At 57.8% G+C, this 17,024-nt stretch carries 13 protein-coding genes; 8 read left to right on the forward strand and 5 right to left on the reverse strand.

Features of this window, described 5'->3' with window-relative positions; translation table 11 throughout:
• Positions 1 to 229: 229 nt before the first annotated feature.
• Positions 230 to 1,174, reverse strand: a complete 945-nt coding sequence (locus tag ACR0IP_RS07550; protein WP_480524758.1) for a PDR/VanB family oxidoreductase — start codon at positions 1,172 to 1,174, stop codon at positions 230 to 232.
• Between the two features lie 256 nt (positions 1,175 to 1,430).
• On the opposite strand from ACR0IP_RS07550, the gene ACR0IP_RS07555 reads away from it, so the two are divergent.
• The 5 genes from ACR0IP_RS07555 (at position 1,431) to ACR0IP_RS07575 (ending at position 7,904) form a co-directional block, all read left to right on the forward strand.
• Positions 1,431 to 2,336, forward strand: coding sequence for a LysR substrate-binding domain-containing protein (locus ACR0IP_RS07555; protein WP_480524760.1), 906 nt, complete (start codon positions 1,431 to 1,433; stop codon positions 2,334 to 2,336).
• Between the two features lie 104 nt (positions 2,337 to 2,440).
• A complete protein-coding gene (locus ACR0IP_RS07560) occupies positions 2,441 to 3,598 on the forward strand; it encodes an aromatic ring-hydroxylating oxygenase subunit alpha (protein WP_480524762.1) in 1,158 nt (385 codons plus the stop codon).
• On the forward strand, positions 3,595 to 5,046 hold the full coding sequence (locus ACR0IP_RS07565) for an aldehyde dehydrogenase family protein (RefSeq protein WP_480524763.1): 1,452 nt from the start codon (positions 3,595 to 3,597) through the stop codon (positions 5,044 to 5,046). The genes ACR0IP_RS07560 and ACR0IP_RS07565 overlap by 4 nt, the downstream gene beginning before the upstream one ends.
• Before the next feature lie 2 nt (positions 5,047 to 5,048).
• Positions 5,049 to 5,288 (forward strand): hypothetical protein, encoded by a 240-nt coding sequence (locus ACR0IP_RS07570; protein WP_170463900.1) that lies wholly within the window; start codon positions 5,049 to 5,051, stop codon positions 5,286 to 5,288.
• A 195-nt stretch (positions 5,289 to 5,483) separates the two neighbouring features.
• On the forward strand, positions 5,484 to 7,904 hold the full coding sequence (locus ACR0IP_RS07575; RefSeq protein ID WP_170690552.1) for an FAD-dependent oxidoreductase: 2,421 nt from the start codon (positions 5,484 to 5,486) through the stop codon (positions 7,902 to 7,904).
• Positions 7,905 to 8,281: 377 nt separating this feature from the next.
• On the opposite strand, the gene ACR0IP_RS07580 is transcribed toward ACR0IP_RS07575, so the two are convergent.
• The 4 genes from ACR0IP_RS07580 to ACR0IP_RS07595 form a co-directional block, all read right to left on the reverse strand.
• Complete coding sequence (locus tag ACR0IP_RS07580) at positions 8,282 to 10,495, reverse strand: NADP-dependent isocitrate dehydrogenase (protein WP_480524765.1); 2,214 nt, start codon at positions 10,493 to 10,495, stop codon at positions 8,282 to 8,284.
• Between the two features lie 222 nt (positions 10,496 to 10,717).
• On the reverse strand, positions 10,718 to 11,749 hold the full coding sequence (locus ACR0IP_RS07585; RefSeq protein WP_480524767.1) for a trans-3-hydroxy-L-proline dehydratase: 1,032 nt from the start codon (positions 11,747 to 11,749) through the stop codon (positions 10,718 to 10,720).
• Positions 11,750 to 11,872: 123 nt separating this feature from the next.
• Complete coding sequence (locus tag ACR0IP_RS07590) at positions 11,873 to 12,931, reverse strand: ABC transporter ATP-binding protein (protein ID WP_480524769.1); 1,059 nt, start codon at positions 12,929 to 12,931, stop codon at positions 11,873 to 11,875.
• The gene (locus ACR0IP_RS07595) at positions 12,928 to 13,734 is read right to left on the reverse strand and encodes an IclR family transcriptional regulator (RefSeq protein ID WP_480524771.1); all 807 of its coding nucleotides are present in this window, start codon (positions 13,732 to 13,734) and stop codon (positions 12,928 to 12,930) included. The genes ACR0IP_RS07590 and ACR0IP_RS07595 overlap by 4 nt, the downstream gene beginning before the upstream one ends.
• A gap of 149 nt (positions 13,735 to 13,883) precedes the next feature.
• Here ACR0IP_RS07595 and ACR0IP_RS07600 point away from each other — a divergent pair, with 149 nt between their 5' ends.
• The 3 genes from ACR0IP_RS07600 to ACR0IP_RS07610 all read left to right on the forward strand — a co-directional run bounded on the left by ACR0IP_RS07600 (position 13,884) and on the right by ACR0IP_RS07610 (position 17,008).
• Positions 13,884 to 15,143, forward strand: a complete 1,260-nt coding sequence (locus ACR0IP_RS07600; RefSeq protein ID WP_170377456.1) for an ABC transporter substrate-binding protein — start codon at positions 13,884 to 13,886, stop codon at positions 15,141 to 15,143.
• A 91-nt stretch (positions 15,144 to 15,234) separates the two neighbouring features.
• Positions 15,235 to 16,158 (forward strand): carbohydrate ABC transporter permease, encoded by a 924-nt coding sequence (locus tag ACR0IP_RS07605; RefSeq protein WP_170377454.1) that lies wholly within the window; start codon positions 15,235 to 15,237, stop codon positions 16,156 to 16,158.
• A gap of 1 nt (position 16,159) precedes the next feature.
• Complete coding sequence (locus ACR0IP_RS07610) at positions 16,160 to 17,008, forward strand: carbohydrate ABC transporter permease (protein ID WP_170377452.1); 849 nt, start codon at positions 16,160 to 16,162, stop codon at positions 17,006 to 17,008.
• Positions 17,009 to 17,024 lie beyond the last annotated feature (16 nt).

The raw sequence follows: 17,024 nt of genomic DNA on the forward strand, positions 1-17,024 counted from the left end.
TGCTATTCGCATTCGCCGGAAAGATCAGCGCCCAAAGCACAAGGGCGACCATCACGCCCTTACTGATCAGCGCAATCGGAACGCTGTTATTCTCATAAAAACCGCTATCCGCGGTCTTAATGTCCAAATCCGTAAACGGTTCTTTAATCGACATCAATTTCCTCCCATTTTCACGTTTCTTGTAGACGTTGCGCACCGAAAAAATCCGGCTTTCTGTCAGGTTGTTTTCTTAGAGTGCCAGGACCAGACGGTCGGATTTTGCTCTGGATACACAGGTGCATAGAAAGCTGTTCGAGGCTTGTTCCTCGGGAGTCAGAATGCCGTCCCGGTGATCCACCTCACCTTCGACGACGTCCACCATGCACGATCCGCACAGACCTTCGGAGCAACCGAAATCCACATGAACTCCGTTGGTTCTTAGGACGTCGAGAATGGTTTCATCCTTGGACACTTTGAAGACAGCTCCCGTCGACTGGACCTCGACTTCAAAGCTGTCGTTGGGCGCGTGCTCGATATCGGAAGCAGCCGCAAAACGCTCAAAGTGGATGGCCCCACCGCGCAGAGCGCTGCCAGACTCGAGGACCGCGTTCAGCATCGGTTCCGGACCGCAAGTGTAGACATCAGCGCCCATCGGCATGGATTGCATGACAGCGGTCAAATCGAACTGCCCGTCTGTGTCGTCGCAATGAAGATGGTACCACTCATCTAGACCCAAATCGCGAAACTTGTCATCCATCGCGGCAAGGTCCTTGGATCGGACCAAGTAATAAACCCGGAAATCCTGACCCCGATTCAGCAACTCTCGGGCCATTGCGACCATCGGGGTGGCACCAATACCGCCCGCGATAAGGGTTACGTGGCGATCATGGCTTTCAAGCTTGAAGTGGTTGCGCGGACCTCCGATGGCGACCTCGACCCCCTCGTCCAATGCGTGCATGGTCAGCGACCCCCCGCGACCACCATCCTCACGCTTGACGGCGACGTTGAGGGTGCGACCGTCTTGGCTCCAACTCCAGAGAGAATACTGACGCACCAGATCGTCACCAAGGTGAATATCCACGTGCGCGCCGGGTTCAAGTCCGGTGAAACGCCCCTGTTCGATTTCGAAACAGAAATCCGAAGTGTCCGAGCTGAGTTCAATTTTTCGGATCAGACGCGCTTTCTGAGTGTTCATCGGGCTACTCATCTTATCTTGCGCCGAAAAGAACCGCAGAAAGGCGGTCATAGTGTCGGCCTTGGTTTTGACTACTACCTGGCTTGGGTCGGGGCGCGCCTCGGAGGGAGGGCAAAGAACTGCAATACCGCCCTTCGAGAAAGGCGGAACTTTATCGGGCGCAAAACTGCAGAAAAAAAGATAGTTTTCAATTGCAATATTTTTCGCGCTCAGGTGAAGGTAGCTCAATCAAAAACCTCAGAGCCACGTATCCCTCATGTCGCGACGCCACTACAATCTACCTCCGCTTGCCTCGCTTTCTGCCTTCGAGGCTGCCGCCCGGCACCTCAGTTTCAAGGTTGCTGCAAGCGAATTGTCCGTCACGCCCGGCGCTGTCAGTCATCAGATCAAAGCATTGGAGACCGAGCTGGCATCCCCGCTTTTCATACGTAAACATCGCGGCGTTGAACTGACCGAGGATGGCGCGGCGCTGCTAGAGGCACTGGGAAGCTCTTTCCTGAAGATCTCAAAAGTTCTTGAGCAGATTCGCAGTGGGGATTCCGACAATCATGTCACCGTGGGGTCCACAACGGCGGTTGCCGCCTTGTGGCTGTCCCCGTCGGTCATTCGGTTTTGGCAGGACTATCCGCACGTAAAAGTGAACCAAATGGCCGAGGATGCATATTTCGCAGATCGCTCTGACGTGGACTTTTTCATTCGGTATGGCAAAGACCCGAATGCCTCTCTGCCGCATACCAAGCTGTATCGGGATATCCTGACACCGGTTTGCAGCCCCGAACTGGCGGAAGAGCTTAAAGGGGCCAGTCTCCGGGACCTGACAGAACACCGCCTGATTCACCTTGCAACCAAACACAGCAACTGGACCACATGGACGGACTGGTTTCAGGCGCTAGGGTTTAATGAGAGTATTCAGACGCAGGCACGCGTCAGCAGCTATGCGCTGGCTTTGCAGGTCGCGAGAAAAGGAGCCGGCGTCGCTCTCGGCTGGAAGCGTTTGCTAAAACCCATGCTAGATTCCGGAAAACTTGTGGCTTTAGAGGACTTCACCATACCTGCGCCGCATAACTTCTATCTGGTTGAACGGGAGAACGACAGCCTGTCAGAAGGGGCGCTGGCCTTGAAGGAATGGCTGCTGAATGAGCTTCAGGAGAATTCGGTTTAGTTTCCCTCATCTAGCGGTTAGGATTTTTAGTATTGAATGCAGGGCTTCTGCGCTGCCAATGGGAGCCTAGAAAAACGCCAATTCAAAAGTCTTAGGAGTGACCGATGAACAAGCATGCACCGCTTTCGTCTGTTCTGACCCCGGTAAACACAGCAAAGGGGCTGCCGAACGCGCATTATATCGACCCTGAAGTGTTTGCCGAGGAACGCGACTCGGTCCTGTTTGCGAACTGGTCCGGGATCGGCTTCGGCAAGGACATCCCCGACGCTGGCGACGCCTATCCGATTGACTTCCTTGGCATGCCCCTGCTGATGGTCCGTGACCGCGACGGTCAGATTGGCGTATTCCAGAACACCTGCCGCCACCGTGGCATGATCTTGGTCGACAAGCCTCAGAAAATCCGCGGCGCCATCCGCTGCCCCTACCACAGCTGGTGCTACGGCCTGAACGGTGAGCTGCGCACCGCCCCTCATGTCGGTGGCCCTGGTCAGAATACCCACGAAGATCTGGATTTCTCGGAACTGGGTCTGATCCGCATCCGTTCCTACGTCTGGCGCGACGTGATCTTTGTTAACGTCGACGGCAACGCCCCCGAGTTTGAAGAAGTTCACGGCGAGCTGATGGAGCGTTGGAAAGAGTTCGAACAACCTATGTATCACGGCGGCGCTGGCGCGTCGGTCCAGCTTGAGCTGGATTCGAACTGGAAACTGGCGGTCGAAAACTTCTGCGAAAGCTACCACCTGCCCTGGGTTCACCCCGGTTTGAATAGCTATTCCCGTCTGGAAGACCACTACAACATCAACGAGCTCGGCAAATACTCGGGTCAGGGCACCCTTGTGTATCGTCAGTTCGAAGGGGAAGACGGCTCGAAACTGGCTGATTTTGATGGCCTGAGCGAGAAGTGGCACGAAGGCGCGGAGTATATCGTGGTCTACCCCAATACCCTGTTGGGCGTTCAACGCGACCACGGTTTTGCCTTCATCATCGACCCGATCACTCACGAGCGGTCGAACGAGCGGATTGAGCTGTACTATGCCCAGAAACCCGAAGACAGCCCCGAGCACGAAGGCCTGCGCGCGCAAAACGCGGCGCTTTGGAAAACCGTGTTTGAAGAAGACGTCTTCGTTGTCGAAGGCATGCAGAAAGGTCGCCATGGCGTCAAATTCGATGGTGGTCGCTTCTCGCCCGCAATGGACGGCCCCACCCATTGCTTCCACCATTGGGTTGCAACGCAGATCGAAAAGGCACGCGCGGAGGCATGACCACTTTTCTGAACGACGGCTTGGCCAGGAATTTCCTGGCCGGGTCGTGGGTGGAGGGCGACAAGGGCGCCTCCATCGCGGTGGAAGATCCCGGCAATCAGGATCACGTGGCGGACTGCGCGCAAGCCGGTGAAGGGTCGTTGGCTCAGGCGCTTGAGGCCGCACGCGCCTCGTTCGATCGCGGTGATCTGGCAGACATGAAACCGGCCGAGCGTGGCCGCCTGATGATCCGCATCGCGCAGGAAATCCGCAACCTCGCGGATGAAGGGGCTGAGTTGCTGTGCCGTGAGAGCGGCAAAACGCTGGATGCGGCTCGGGATGAGTTCATCGAGGCGGCTCAGTATTTTGAATATTACGGCGGCGTCGCCGATAAGATCGAAGGCAAGTCGATCCCGTTGGGCCCCGACTATGCTGATTTCACCGTATTTGAACCCTACGGCGTGTCGGCGCAGATCGTGCCGTGGAACTTCCCTGTTTCGATCGCCGGTCGTTCGCTGGCGCCATCTATGGCGGCGGGAAACTCGACCATCATCAAATCGCCCGAGCTGGACCCGCTTGCGCTGGCCATGCTGGGTGTTGCGCTGGAACGCGCCGAGGTGCCTGCCGGTGCGGTATCGATCCTGAACGGAATCGGCTCGGATCTGGGCGCGAAACTGGTGGCGAGTTCGCAGGTGGATCAGATCGTCTTCACCGGATCGGTGCCGACCGGCCAGCATATCCTGCGCTCGGCTGCCGACAACGTGGTGCCTTCGTTGATGGAATTGGGCGGTAAATCCGCAGCCGTCGCCTTTGACGACGCGGATCTGGACACACTGATGTCCAGCCTTCAAAGCGGTATTTTCTACAATGCCGGTCAGGTCTGCTCTGCCATAGCCCGCGTGTTGGTGCATCGCTCGATCTACGATCAGGCCGTAGAACGTGCAGCTGCGCTGGCCAATGGCCTAAGCGTCGGTCACGGGCTCGAGAACCCTGATCACACGCCGGTCGTGTCCAGCCTGCAGCTGCAGCGCGTGGAAGAGATCACCTCGAACGCCCGTCAGGACGGTGTGCGGGTCGCAGCCGGTGGTGCGCGACTGGATCGCGAAGGGTATTTCATGGCTCCGACCATTCTGGCCGATGTCGACCCCGCCAGCCGCATCGCGCAGGAGGAGGTCTTTGGCCCCGTCACCTGTTTCACGCCTTTCGATTCCGAGGAGGAAGCCGTCGCCATGGCTAATGGCACCGAATTCGGTTTGGTTGCGGGCATCTTCACGCGCGATCTCGCCCGTGCCCATCGGGTGGCGCGCAAATTGCGGGCGGGGCAGGTTTTTGTCAACGAATGGTTCGCCGGAGGGGTCTCGACCCCGTTTGGTGGCATCGGCAAATCCGGCTTCGGTCGCGAAAAGGGACTTGAGGCGCTCTACAACTATGTTCGCACCAAAAACATCGCCATTTCGCTAAAGGGATAGCCATGGATCGCGAAGCCTTAGACCGTGAACTGCTAGAGGCACATGCCAATTGCGACCAAGAGGCGCTTGTGCGCCTGTATACGATTGCTGCCGACGAACGAGAGCTGGCACAGGACATTGATGCCGCCTGTTTCTATCTAACTCACGCCTTCGTCTTTGCACTGGAATCCGGCCACCCAGAAGCAAGCAATCTGAACAAACGGCTGGCTGATTATGGCCGCGCCCACAGACTGGAGTTCTGAGCAATGTCGGCAAAGTCCAAGTGAAATAAAACGCGGTACCCGGCGGTGCCCCGTATCCCCAAGAAGTGAATGCAGGCTGTGTCTCTGGTCAAACCGGGTTCTCAGTTGACGCGTTTAGAACAGTTATGGGTCTGAATCGACATATTCTTAACGAAAGACCGGTTCTGACATGACACAGCAAATCAGGAAGATGAAATGCGCGAAGAAGCACAGGCGGTAGTTATCGGCGGCGGGGTGATCGGTTGCTCGATCCTCTACCATTTGGCCAAATTGGGATGGTCCGATGTGGTCCTGCTGGAGCGGGATGAGTTGACCTCTGGCTCAACCTGGCATGCGGCAGCCAACATTCACGGTCTGCATGACAGCACCAATATCAGCCGCATCCAGCACTATACGATGAACCTGTATAACTCGCTGGAGGAAGAAACCGGCCAAAGCTGCGGTGTCTTCCAGCCCGGCTCGCTGTATCTGGCCCAGACCGAAGAGCGGGAACACCAGCTGAAACTGCAGGCCGCAAAGGCCAAGCTCTATGGAATGAATTTCTACGAGATCAGCATTGAAGAGGCGCAAAAACTGAACCCGCTGGTTAACTACGAAGGCATACGTTGTGTGATGTTCGAACCCGATGGAGGCAACGTTGACCCGTCGGGCGTGACCAACGCATATGCGGTCGGTGCCCGCCAGCGCGGGGCCGAGATTCATCGTTTCACGCCCGTCACCGCGACCGAACAGCAGGAAGACGGCACGTGGATCGTCAAAACGCCCAAAGGTGACATCAAAACGCCTTGGGTCGTGAACGCGGCAGGCCTCTGGGGCCGCGAAGTCGCCAAGCTGGCTTGCATCGAGTTGCCGCTGCAGCCCACCGAACACCAGTATTTCGTGACCGAGGCGATGTCTGACGTCGAAGGCCACGGCACCCGCCTGCCCTCTGTATCGGACCGCGATGGCGAGTACTATCTGCGTCAGGAAGGCAACGGCCTGCTCGTTGGGGCCTATGAGAAGGACATGAAGTTCTGGGCCGAGGAAGGCACACCGCTGGATTTCGCTCATGACCTGTTCCCCGACGATCTGGAGCGGATCGAAGAGAACATGATGAACGCGATCGAACGTCTGCCCGCCGTGGCTGAGGCCGGGATCAAGCGCGTTATCAACGGCCCGATGATCTGGTCTCCGGACTCTAACGTGCTGATGGGACCAGTACCCGAGGTTGATGGTTATTTCTGCTGCAACGGCATCATCCCCGGCTTCTCGCAATCGGGTGGCATGGGCCTGATGGCGGCGCAGTGGATCATCGAAGGGGAAACCGAATACGACATGTTCGCATGGGACATGGCGCGCTTTGACACCTGGGCTACCAAGGAATTCACCAAGGCCAAGGTGCAGGACCAATACGCGCACCGTTTCGCCATTCACTTCCCGAACGAAGAACGCAGCGCAGGCCGCCCCGCCCGCGTGCGCCCCATCTACGAGACGCAGAAAGCCATGGGCGCCGTCTTTGGCCTGAACGTCGGTTGGGAACACCCGCTGTGGTTCGCAGATGAGCCGGGCGTCGTCGATACAAACGGCTTCACCCGTCAGAACTGGTGGGCCCCGGTTGGCGAAGAATGCAAAATGTTGCGCGAGCGTGCGGGCATCATCGACATCTCGAACTTTGCCAAATACATCTGCAAAGGCCCCGGCGCTGCAGATTGGCTGAATGCCGTCTTCGCTAACAACATGCCCAAAGCGGTTGGCCGGTCCTGCCTGACTCCGCTGATCTCAAAACGCGGTGGCATTGCCGGGGACTTCACCGTCACCCGCGTCGCCGAGGATGAGTTCTGGATCATCGGATCGGGCATGGCAGAGCGCTATCACAAGCGCTTCTTCAAACAGGTCCCATTGCCCGAAGGCACCACATTCGAAAGCCACACCGAGGCCATGTGCGGCTTCAACGTCGCCGGTCCGAAATCGCGTGAGATCCTGCAGCGGATGACCAACACGTCGCTGGCGAATGAGGACTTCCCCTTCATGCGTTCCGCCAAGATCGAGCTGGCAGGCGTTGAGCTTCTGGCCCTCCGTGTCTCCTTCACCGGCGATCTGGGGTGGGAGCTGCACTGCAAGACAGAAGATCAGGCGCACCTTTACGATGCTCTGCTTGAGGCGGGCAAAGAGTTCGGCGCAGGCCCGGTTGGCAGCCGTGCCCTGATGTCGATGCGCGTGGAAAAGGGCTATGGCTCGTGGAGCCGCGAATACAGCCCCGAATACTGGCCGCATGAGGTGGGTCTGGACCGTCTGTGCAAGTTCGAGAAGGACTTCCTCAACAAAGATGCCGCGCAAAAAGTGCTGGAAAACCCTGCACGCGAACAGCTCGTCCTGCTTCATCTGGATGAGTCCGACGTGACGGCCTCCAACGCGGACGCCACTGGCGGTGAGCCGATCTTCAAGGACGGCGAAGGCATCGGTCGTGTCACCTCGGGAACCTATGGCTATACCGTCGGTATGTCGCTGGCCTTGGGTTACGTCAAAAACGCCCAACCTGGGGACGAGGTTGAAGTGATGGTTCTGGGTCAACCTCACAAAGCCACCATCCTGCACGAGCCGCCCTTTGACGCAGCAGGCAAAGTCCTTCGGGGCTAAACGTCGAACAATCATGTTTAAGCCAGTCCTTCTCTGGGCTGGCTTTTTCATTTCTGCATCAAAGTCGCGTGGCACTGCAAAGGCGCGTTCGACCCAGCTACGCTCAAGCAGACTTCAGACAAACAAATGGCCAGCACCCCAAATGCTGGCCATTTTTTGAGTGAGTGATAGGCCCGAAGGCCTCACCGGTGAATCTCTTGTCTCGGACAAGTTATCAAGCGGGGACGGATCAGTGTATTGGGGGAATCCCGTAGATCATGCAGTTTTAGTCATGTCTTGCGGGCAAAGCTTCGCAACAGTTTGAAGCAAAAGGAAAAACTGGTTGGGTTTTCGCACCAGTGGGAAAGACCCGCGCCAGTAAGGCGCGGGTCGTTTTCTTAGCCGATGATGGCGTTCAGCGTTGCACTCGGGCGCATTACAGCCGCGGTTTTGGCATGGTCGGTGTGGTAGTATCCACCCAGATCGGCAGCCCCACCCTGGGCCGAGGCAAGCTCACCCAGAATTTGCTCTTCCTTGTCGGCCAGAGCACTTGCAAGCGGGGCAAATTCAGCTGCCAGCTCCGCATCCTCCGACTGCGCGGCCAGAGCTTCTGCCCAATAGCGCGCGAACCAGTAGTGGCTATCACGGTTGTCCGGCTGACCAACCCTCCGGCTGGGGGATCGGTTGTTGTCCAGAATGCCCTGCGTTGCCGCCTCGGCCGCCGCACCCAGAACACCCGCCTTGGCGTTGCCCTTGCTGTCGGCGAGGAAGTTCAGCGATTCACCCAGCGCACAGAACTCACCCATCGAATCCCACCGCAGGTGGTTTTCTTCGACCAGCTGCTGCACATGCTTCGGAGCGGAGCCGCCTGCGCCGGTCTCGAACAGACCACCGCCGTTCATCAGCTTGACGATCGACAGCATCTTGGCCGAGGTGCCCAGTTCAAGGATCGGGAACAAGTCAGTCAGATAGTCCCGCAGCACGTTGCCGGTGATGGCAATGCTGTCATTTCCAGCGGTGATCGTCTCCAGCGACTGGCGTGTCGCCTCACGCGGAGCCATGATCAGGAATTTATCAGCAACACCAGCCGCTTCCAGCGCGGGCTTAACATATTGGATCAACTCGGCATCATGGGCGCGGTTCGCGTCCAGCCAGAAGATCGCCTCGGATCCGGTCAGGCGCTGACGATCCATCGCCAGTTGGATCCAGTTCTCGATGGGCGCTTTCTTAACTGTGCAGGCTCGCCAGATGTCTCCGGCCTCGACCTCATGCGAATGCAGCGTTTCGCCATTGGCTAGAACGACGCGAATTGTGCCATCTGCAGGTGCCTGGAACGTGGTCGGGTGCGAGCCGTACTCTTCGGCCTTTTGCGCCATCAGGCCAACGTTGGCAACCGCACCGGCAGTGGCCGGGTTCAGCGCGCCATTGGCTTTGAAGAAGTTGATAGATTCGTCATAAACCGACGCGTAGCAGCGATCAGGGATCACGCAGTTGGTGTCGCCTTTGGCTCCGGTTTCATCCCAGCCTTTGCCGCCTGCGCGGATAACGGCGGGCATCGAAGCGTCGATGATCACATCGGACGGAACGTGCAGGTTGGTAATGCCACGGTCCGAGTCGACCATATACATGGACGGACGGTCACCCTTGAGGGCGTCGATGGCGGCCACGATGTCGGCATTGTCCTTCACGCGGTCCAGCAGATCCCCCAGACCCGAGTTCGGGTTGACACCCAGCGCCTCAAGCTCTGCGCCGAATTTTTCGAACACAGGGGCCAACCACGCGCGTACGGCATAGCCGAAGATGATCGGGTCGCTGACCTTCATCATCGTCGCTTTCATGTGCAGCGAGAACATGGTGCCGTCTTTCTTGGTGTCCTCAATGGCATCGGCCAGGAAGGACGACAGCGCTTTGACCGACATGAAGGTCGCGTCGGCAACTGTGCCCTCTTCCAGCGGCCAGCCGTCTTTCAGCACGGTCACGCTGCCATCTTTGCCGACGAATTCGATCTTCGCGTCACCGGCTTGTGCCGCTGTAATCGTCGCCGATTTCTCATTGGCGTAGAAATCGTTGCCGGACATCGAGGACACTTTGGTCTTGCTGTCCGACACCCATTCCCCCATCGAATGAGGGTTCTTCTGGGCGTAGTTCTTCACCGCCCGCGCCGCACGGCGGTCACTGTTGCCTTCGCGCAAAACCGGGTTCACCGCCGAGCCTTTAATGGCATCATAGCGGGCACGGATCGCCTTTTCTTCGTCATTCGAAGGCTCTTCGGGGTAGTCGGGGATGTCGTAGCCCTGCGACTGCAGCTCTTCAATTGCGGCGACAAGCTGAGGAACCGAGGCCGAAATGTTGGGCAGTTTGATCACGTTGGCGTCGGGTGTTTTTACCAGATCGCCCAATGCGGCCAGATCATCGGTGATGCGTTGCGCATCGGTCAGCTTTTCTGGGAAGGTCGAAATGATACGGCCTGCAAGAGAAATATCCTTGGTGCCAACGCTGACACCCGCCGCCGAGGCGAATTTGCGAATGATGGGCAGGAATGACGCGCTGGCCAGCTCAGGCGCTTCGTCTACAATGGTATACAATATGTCGAAGTTCGATTTATCTGCCATATTCTTTCACCTTTTTTAAGCCTTTAAGGGGCAATCGCTGCAAGAGTTTGGGCCGCTTCATTGCGGCGCGGGAGGGGCGCGAATGACATAACACCCCTGAGTGACTCTGATTTGACAGGGCTTCCCTTAAATCAGGTTTGCGTTGGGATCAATCGTCTACTGGGGGCGCAAATTGCCACGGTTGGGGAAAAACAAGCCGATGGGCCTGTGATTGCTCGCCTTTCAGCGCCCAACGCCCCAGGTATCACTTAGCCGATATCCGCCGGGCCATGGGTCATCCGGGTCCAGCATGTGCTGATGAACGCCGGTGATCCAGCCTCGGCCGCTGATCTCGGGGATTATGGCCGCGCGGCCCCCGACCTTGGCGTCCTCGACAATCCGGCCGGTGAAACGCGATCCGATGATCGAGACGGCCTCAAAAGTCTGACCAACCTTCATCTGGCCCTTCGCAGCCATCAGGGCCATGCGCGCCGAGACCACCGTTCCGGTTGGCGAGCGGTCAACTTTGCCGGGCTGGATCGCAACGACGGATTTCCCTGTGAGTCCGGTTTCGGTTGTCTTCAAAGGCCCGCAAAAAGCACAGAAAGAGATATGGTTCCAAGCCGCGTTTTGCGGATGGGCAAAGCCAAGCTGATCATTGGCGGCATTGGTGATGGCAACGCCCAGACGGGCGATATCGCGGGCCTCGGCCTCGACAATTTCGAACCCCAAGGCCTCGGCATCAACCACCACGAAACTATCCCCTCCATAGGCCGTATCCACGGTAAGGGTGCCCACGCCCGGCACTTCCAGAGGGACCGCGATCTTGTCTGCAAAGCTTGGCAGGTTTTGCACATGGATACGCTGGGCTTTGCCGTCCCGACACTCCGCCCGGACACGCACCAAACCGCCGGGAGCCTCGAGTGTCATATGCGTTTCCGGCTCTAGCATGGTAATGATGCCGCTGTCCAAAAGGACAGTGGACACACAGATCGAGTTTGACCCCGACATGGGCGGCGTGTCCTCCGGCTCCATGATAATGAACGCCGCATCCGCCTGCGGATGTTTCGGAGGGACCAGCAGGTTGACATGGCGAAAGACGCCGCCTCGGGGTTCATTCAGCACGAAATTGCGCAAGCTCTGATCCTGCGCAATGAATGTGCGTTGATCCCACAGGGTTTCTCCGGGTGGTGGTTGCACGCCACCGACGATGACGTCGCCCACCTCGCCTTCCGCATGGGCCGAGATCACGTGGACGGTTTTGACGCTGCGCATGAGGCCTCTCTACTCGAAATGAGTCGGGCCGACTGGCCTCGTTTGGACCAGTTCAGAGAACGACCCCGTTTCGGTCAAGCCTAAACCTGCGCTCAAAACACCCCAGTTGAACTTGAATCGCTGCTACCTAAACCGAACGCCAGTCTCAGGGTCGAACACCATGGCACGTTCGGGTTGGACCGTGATCCCGATCTTCTCGCCTGTAGTGCTGCGTTGGTCATCCCGTTCTTCAACGATCAGCTTGTCGCCATTCGGGGTCAGAAGATAGGAATAGGACACGCCCCCAAGCGCCTCGGTCAAATCAACGGTGCAGGTGTCGGCACTGCGGTCGATCTGGATGTGTTCGGGCCGCATGCCAAGGGTCACCTTGTTTACCCCAGCCGGAACTTGGGCCGATACCGGCAACGGTTGACCAAGGGCAGGATGCGTGACCTGACCGTCTGCAAAATCGCATTCCAGAAAGTTCATCGCTGGCGAGCCGATAAAGCCCGCAACAAAGCGGTTGTCCGGATCGCGGTACAGGTCCATCGGCGCGCCCACCTGCTCGATCCGGCCATCGCGTAGCACGACGATTTTGTCGGCCATTGTCATCGCTTCGACCTGATCGTGGGTCACATAGATCATGGTGGCGCCGATCTCTTGATGCAGGCGTGCGATTTCGACCCGCATCTCAACCCGAAGCTCGGCATCTAGGTTGGAGAGCGGTTCATCGAACAGGAACACCTCGGGACCGCGCACAATCGCACGCCCGATGGCGACTCGCTGGCGTTGACCACCGGACAGGGCCTTGGGCTTGCGTTTCAAATATTGATCTAGTTTAAGAATTCCGGAGGCGTCCTGAACCTTCTGGTCGATCTCTGCCTTGGGAACGCCATTCATGCGCAGGCCAAAACCCATATTCTCGGCAACTGTCATATGCGGGTACAAAGCGTAGGTCTGGAATACCATCGCCACGCCGCGCTTTGCCGGGTCCATATGGGTGACTTCGCGCGCGCCGATATGAATTTGCCCTTCCGATGTTTCCTCAAGCCCCGCAATCATCCGCAGTAAGGTGGACTTGCCGCAGCCCGAGGGGCCGACGAACACGCAGAATTCACCATCTTCGATTTCCAGATCGATCCCGTGGATCACCTGAGTCTGGCCGTAGCGTTTGATCGCCTGATTGAGCGTTACACCTGTCATGTCGATTGCATCCTGTCGTTCTGTCCATTCGGGCGGGTTTCAGGGAACCGCCAAGCCTGCGCCTCGGTCGCGATCTGGTCGGCAACGCGCCGCACCCGAGGGACCCAGGCCTCTAGTTGATTGAAATCCATCCGCCCGGTTGAACCGGTTATCGAAATCGCGCCCAAAACGCGCCCGCCCGAGGTCAGAACCGGACAGGCAACGCAGATAATGCCGGGCTCATGTTCTTCGTCGTCAATCGCGTAGCCGCGTCTGCGAATCAGTTCCAGATCCGCCCGCAACGCCGCCTCCGAGGTCAGCGTTTTGTCCGTGAAACGGTGATAGCTTTGCTGGGATACGGCGCGGTCCAATGCGGGCCCATCCAGAAACGCCATCATCGCCTTGCCTACGCCGGTGCAATAGGCCGGGCCGACCTTGCCGGCTTGAGAATACATCTCGACCGGCTGCGCAGCGTTGCGTTTGTCGACATACAGAACCTGATTGGAATCCAGCTGCGCCAAATGCACCGTTTCCCCCGTCTCGGAACTGAGCGTATCCAGAAACGGCCGCGCGATAGGGGCCAGAGAGCTTTGCGTCCACGCTGTATGCGCCAGACGGACCAGCCGGAGACCCGGCGAATAGGTCTGGCGGTCTGGCTCATAGGCCAGCATGCCCTGATTGGTCAGCGATTGCAGAAAGCGATAGAGCGTCGCTTTGGGAAAACTGCTGCTCTCTAACAGTTCCGCGAACCGCACGGGGCGCTCGAACGAGGCCACGTGCTCCAGCACATCGCATGCTTTGCCTATTGTTCCGTCACCAGCCACGGGTGTGTGTTCTCCTCCGTTTGACCCCCGTTCAACCACGGTGTTTTCACGAGGGTCTTGACAAGACTAGCCGAGTCGATGTGTAGTTTTCAATATATAAAACACGGTTTCACTATTTGGAACTAAAATGGAAGCTAAGGGAGGACACCATGCATTCCATGTTCAAGCGCACCGCTGCCGCACTGGCGGCGAGTGTGGCACTAGCTGCACCCGTTGCCGCCGAACTGACCGGCGAACTGCGCATCTTTCTTGACACCTCGAACCCGGCGCCTCGTGCGACGATGGAAGCGATGATCGAACAGTTTCAGGCCCAGCACCCGGATCTGGCCATCGAAACCACAGTGATCGACCGCGAGGCGTATAAGACGCAGATCCGCAACTTCCTGACGGCTGACACGCCGGATGTTGCTACATGGTATGCCGCAAACCGCATGAAGCCTTATGTTGAGGCGGGTCTGTTCGAAGACGTTTCGGACCTGTGGGCCGAGCCTGAGATCGCCGAGAACCTGGCCTCGACCAAAGGAGCGATGACCCTTGATGGCAAGCAGTGGGGCGTGCCCTACACCTACTATCAGTGGGGCGTTTACTACCGCAAAGACATCTTTGACGAACTGGGCCTGACCGAGCCGACCACCTGGGAAGAAGAGCTGGCGAACTGCCAAAAGATCATCGACTCGGGCCGTGCCTGCTATACCATCGGGACCAAGTTCCTGTGGACCGCCGGTGGCTGGTTCGACTATCTGAACATGCGCACCAACGGGTTCGACTTCCACAACCAGCTCGCCAATGGCGAAATCAGCTGGGAAGACGATCGGGTCAAGCAGACCTTCGCCAACTGGAAACAGCTGGTCGACATGGGTGCCTTCATCGACAACCACCAGACCTATAGCTGGCAGGAAGCGCTGCCCTTCATGGTGAACGGAGATGCGGCCGCTTATCTGATGGGCAACTTCGCTGTTGCTCCTCTGCGCGAAGCGGGTCTGAGCGACGATCAACTGGACTTCTACCAGTTCGTCGCGATCAACCCCGATGTTGAACTGGCCGAGGACGCCCCGACCGATACGTTCCACATCCCGGCCAACGCTTCGAACAAGGAAGCCGCGCGCGAGTTCCTGCGCTTCGTCGTGTCTCCGGACGTTCAGACCGAAATCAACAACGGTTCCAACCTGGGCCAGCTTCCGGTTAACGCGCAATCCTCGGTGGATGATGACAAGTTCCTCCAGCAAGGGTTCACCATGCTGTCCTCGAACAGCCCCGGCGGTGTCGCCCAGTTCTGGGACCGCGACGCACCGGCTGAAATGGCCAAGGTCTCTATGGAAGGCTTCCAGGAATTCATGGTCAAGCCGGACAATCTGGACAAGATTCTGGCCAAACTGGAACGCGCACGTAGCCGTATATACGACAACTGATCTGGCAGGGGCCGGGTAAGACCCGGCCTACGCCTTCTTCAAATGCAAGGCGAGCTTCAACTCGCCTTCGCCCCCAGATCCGAGATAGCCCATGTCAGCCGTCGACACACCGGAACAGGAAAGCTGGTTCCATCGCAACCAACAACGCATCGCGCCCTGGCTTTTCCTTGCGCCGGGCCTGTTGTTCTTCATGGTCTATGTGATCATCCCGGTCTTCCAGTCGTTTAACCTTTCACTCTACGAATGGGATGGGCTGGGCGCCGCGGAATACGTAGGGTTCCGCAACTACGAGGACCTGTATTGGGAGTGGGTGGATCGCGATGCGTTCTATGTCTCGCTCAAGAATAACCTGATCTGGTTGATCCTGTATTTGGCAGCGATCCCGGCGGGCCTGTTCATCGCCCTGTTCCTGAACCAGACGGTCTGGGGCATTCGACTCTACAAGTCTCTATTTTTCTTTCCGTTCGTGATCTCTCAGGTCGTTGTCGGGCTGGTTTTCACATGGTTCTACGATCCGACATTCGGGTTGCTGAACGAATTCCTCAGTTTCTTTGGCCTTGGTCCGCTGAATGTGCTGGGAGATGAAAAACTGGTCACATACGGCATCATCGCCGCCGGGCTGTGGCCGCAAACGGCCTATTGCATGATCCTGTATCTGACCGGCCTGAACGCCGTGGACCCCGAACAGATTGAGGCCGGACGTTTGGACGGCGCAAAAGGTGGACGGATGCTGTGGCACATCATCCTGCCGCAATTGCGCCCGGCGACGTTTATCGCCTTTGTCGTAACGATCATTGGCGCTCTGCGGTCCTTCGACCTGATCTCGATCATGACGCAGGGTGGGCCGTTCGGTTCGTCCCGCGTGCTGGCCTACTACATGTTTGAGGTCGCCCTGTCCGAATACGGCTTCCGCATGGGATATGGCGCCGCCATCGCTGTGATCCTGTTCCTCATCATGCTGTGCTTCATCGCCTACTTCCTGTGGTCGATGTACCGCGAAGAAAGGGGGCACTGAGATGTTTCCCAAACCCATCGAAAAACAACCCCGCGCGGCGCAGATCACCTATCAGGCCATGCTGCCCATTGCCCTGCTGCTCTGGCTCGGTCCCTTGCTTGCTGTCGCCCTGTTTTCAATCAAGCCTGAGGCGGATTTCACCAACGCAAACTACTGGGGCTTGCCATCCCGCTTTGAGGGCGCGGTTAATTACGGGCAGGTCTTCTTCAACTCGGACATGCCGCGATATCTGCTGAACTCGTTCATGATCACAATCCCAACGGTGATCGGGGCAGTTGCGCTCAGCTGCATGACAGGGTTCGCGCTGGGGATCTACAAATTCAAGTCTAACCTGTGGATCTTCTTCATGTTCGTGGCGGGCAACTTTGTCCCGTTCCAGATCCTTATGGTTCCGGTCCGCGACCTTACTTTGGAGCTTGGCCTCTACAATACCAAAACCGGGCTGGTTCTGTTCCACATCGCGTTCCAGACCGGGTTCTGCACGCTGTTCATGCGCAACTTCATCCGCGCTCTGCCTTTTGAGCTGATCGAAGCTGCAAGGGTCGAGGGCATCAGCGAGGTCCGTATCTTCTGGTACGTGGTCCTGCCCCTGATGAAACCCGCCATCGCGGCGCTGAGCGTACTGATCTTCACCTTCATCTGGAATGACTATTTCTGGGCCGTGGTCCTTACACAAGGGGCCGAAAGCCAACCTGTGACGGCCGGAATCACCAGCTTCAACGCTCAGTATCGCGCGGCATATCAACTGATGAGCGCGGGCTCCCTCGTTGCCGCCTTGCCGCCGGTGGCCATGTTCTTCTTGATGCAGAAACACTTCATCGCGGGTTTGACCCTTGGAGCTGTTAAATAACGCCAAACGAGAGTTT

This window comes from Ruegeria sp. AL11 (assembly GCF_056540865.1).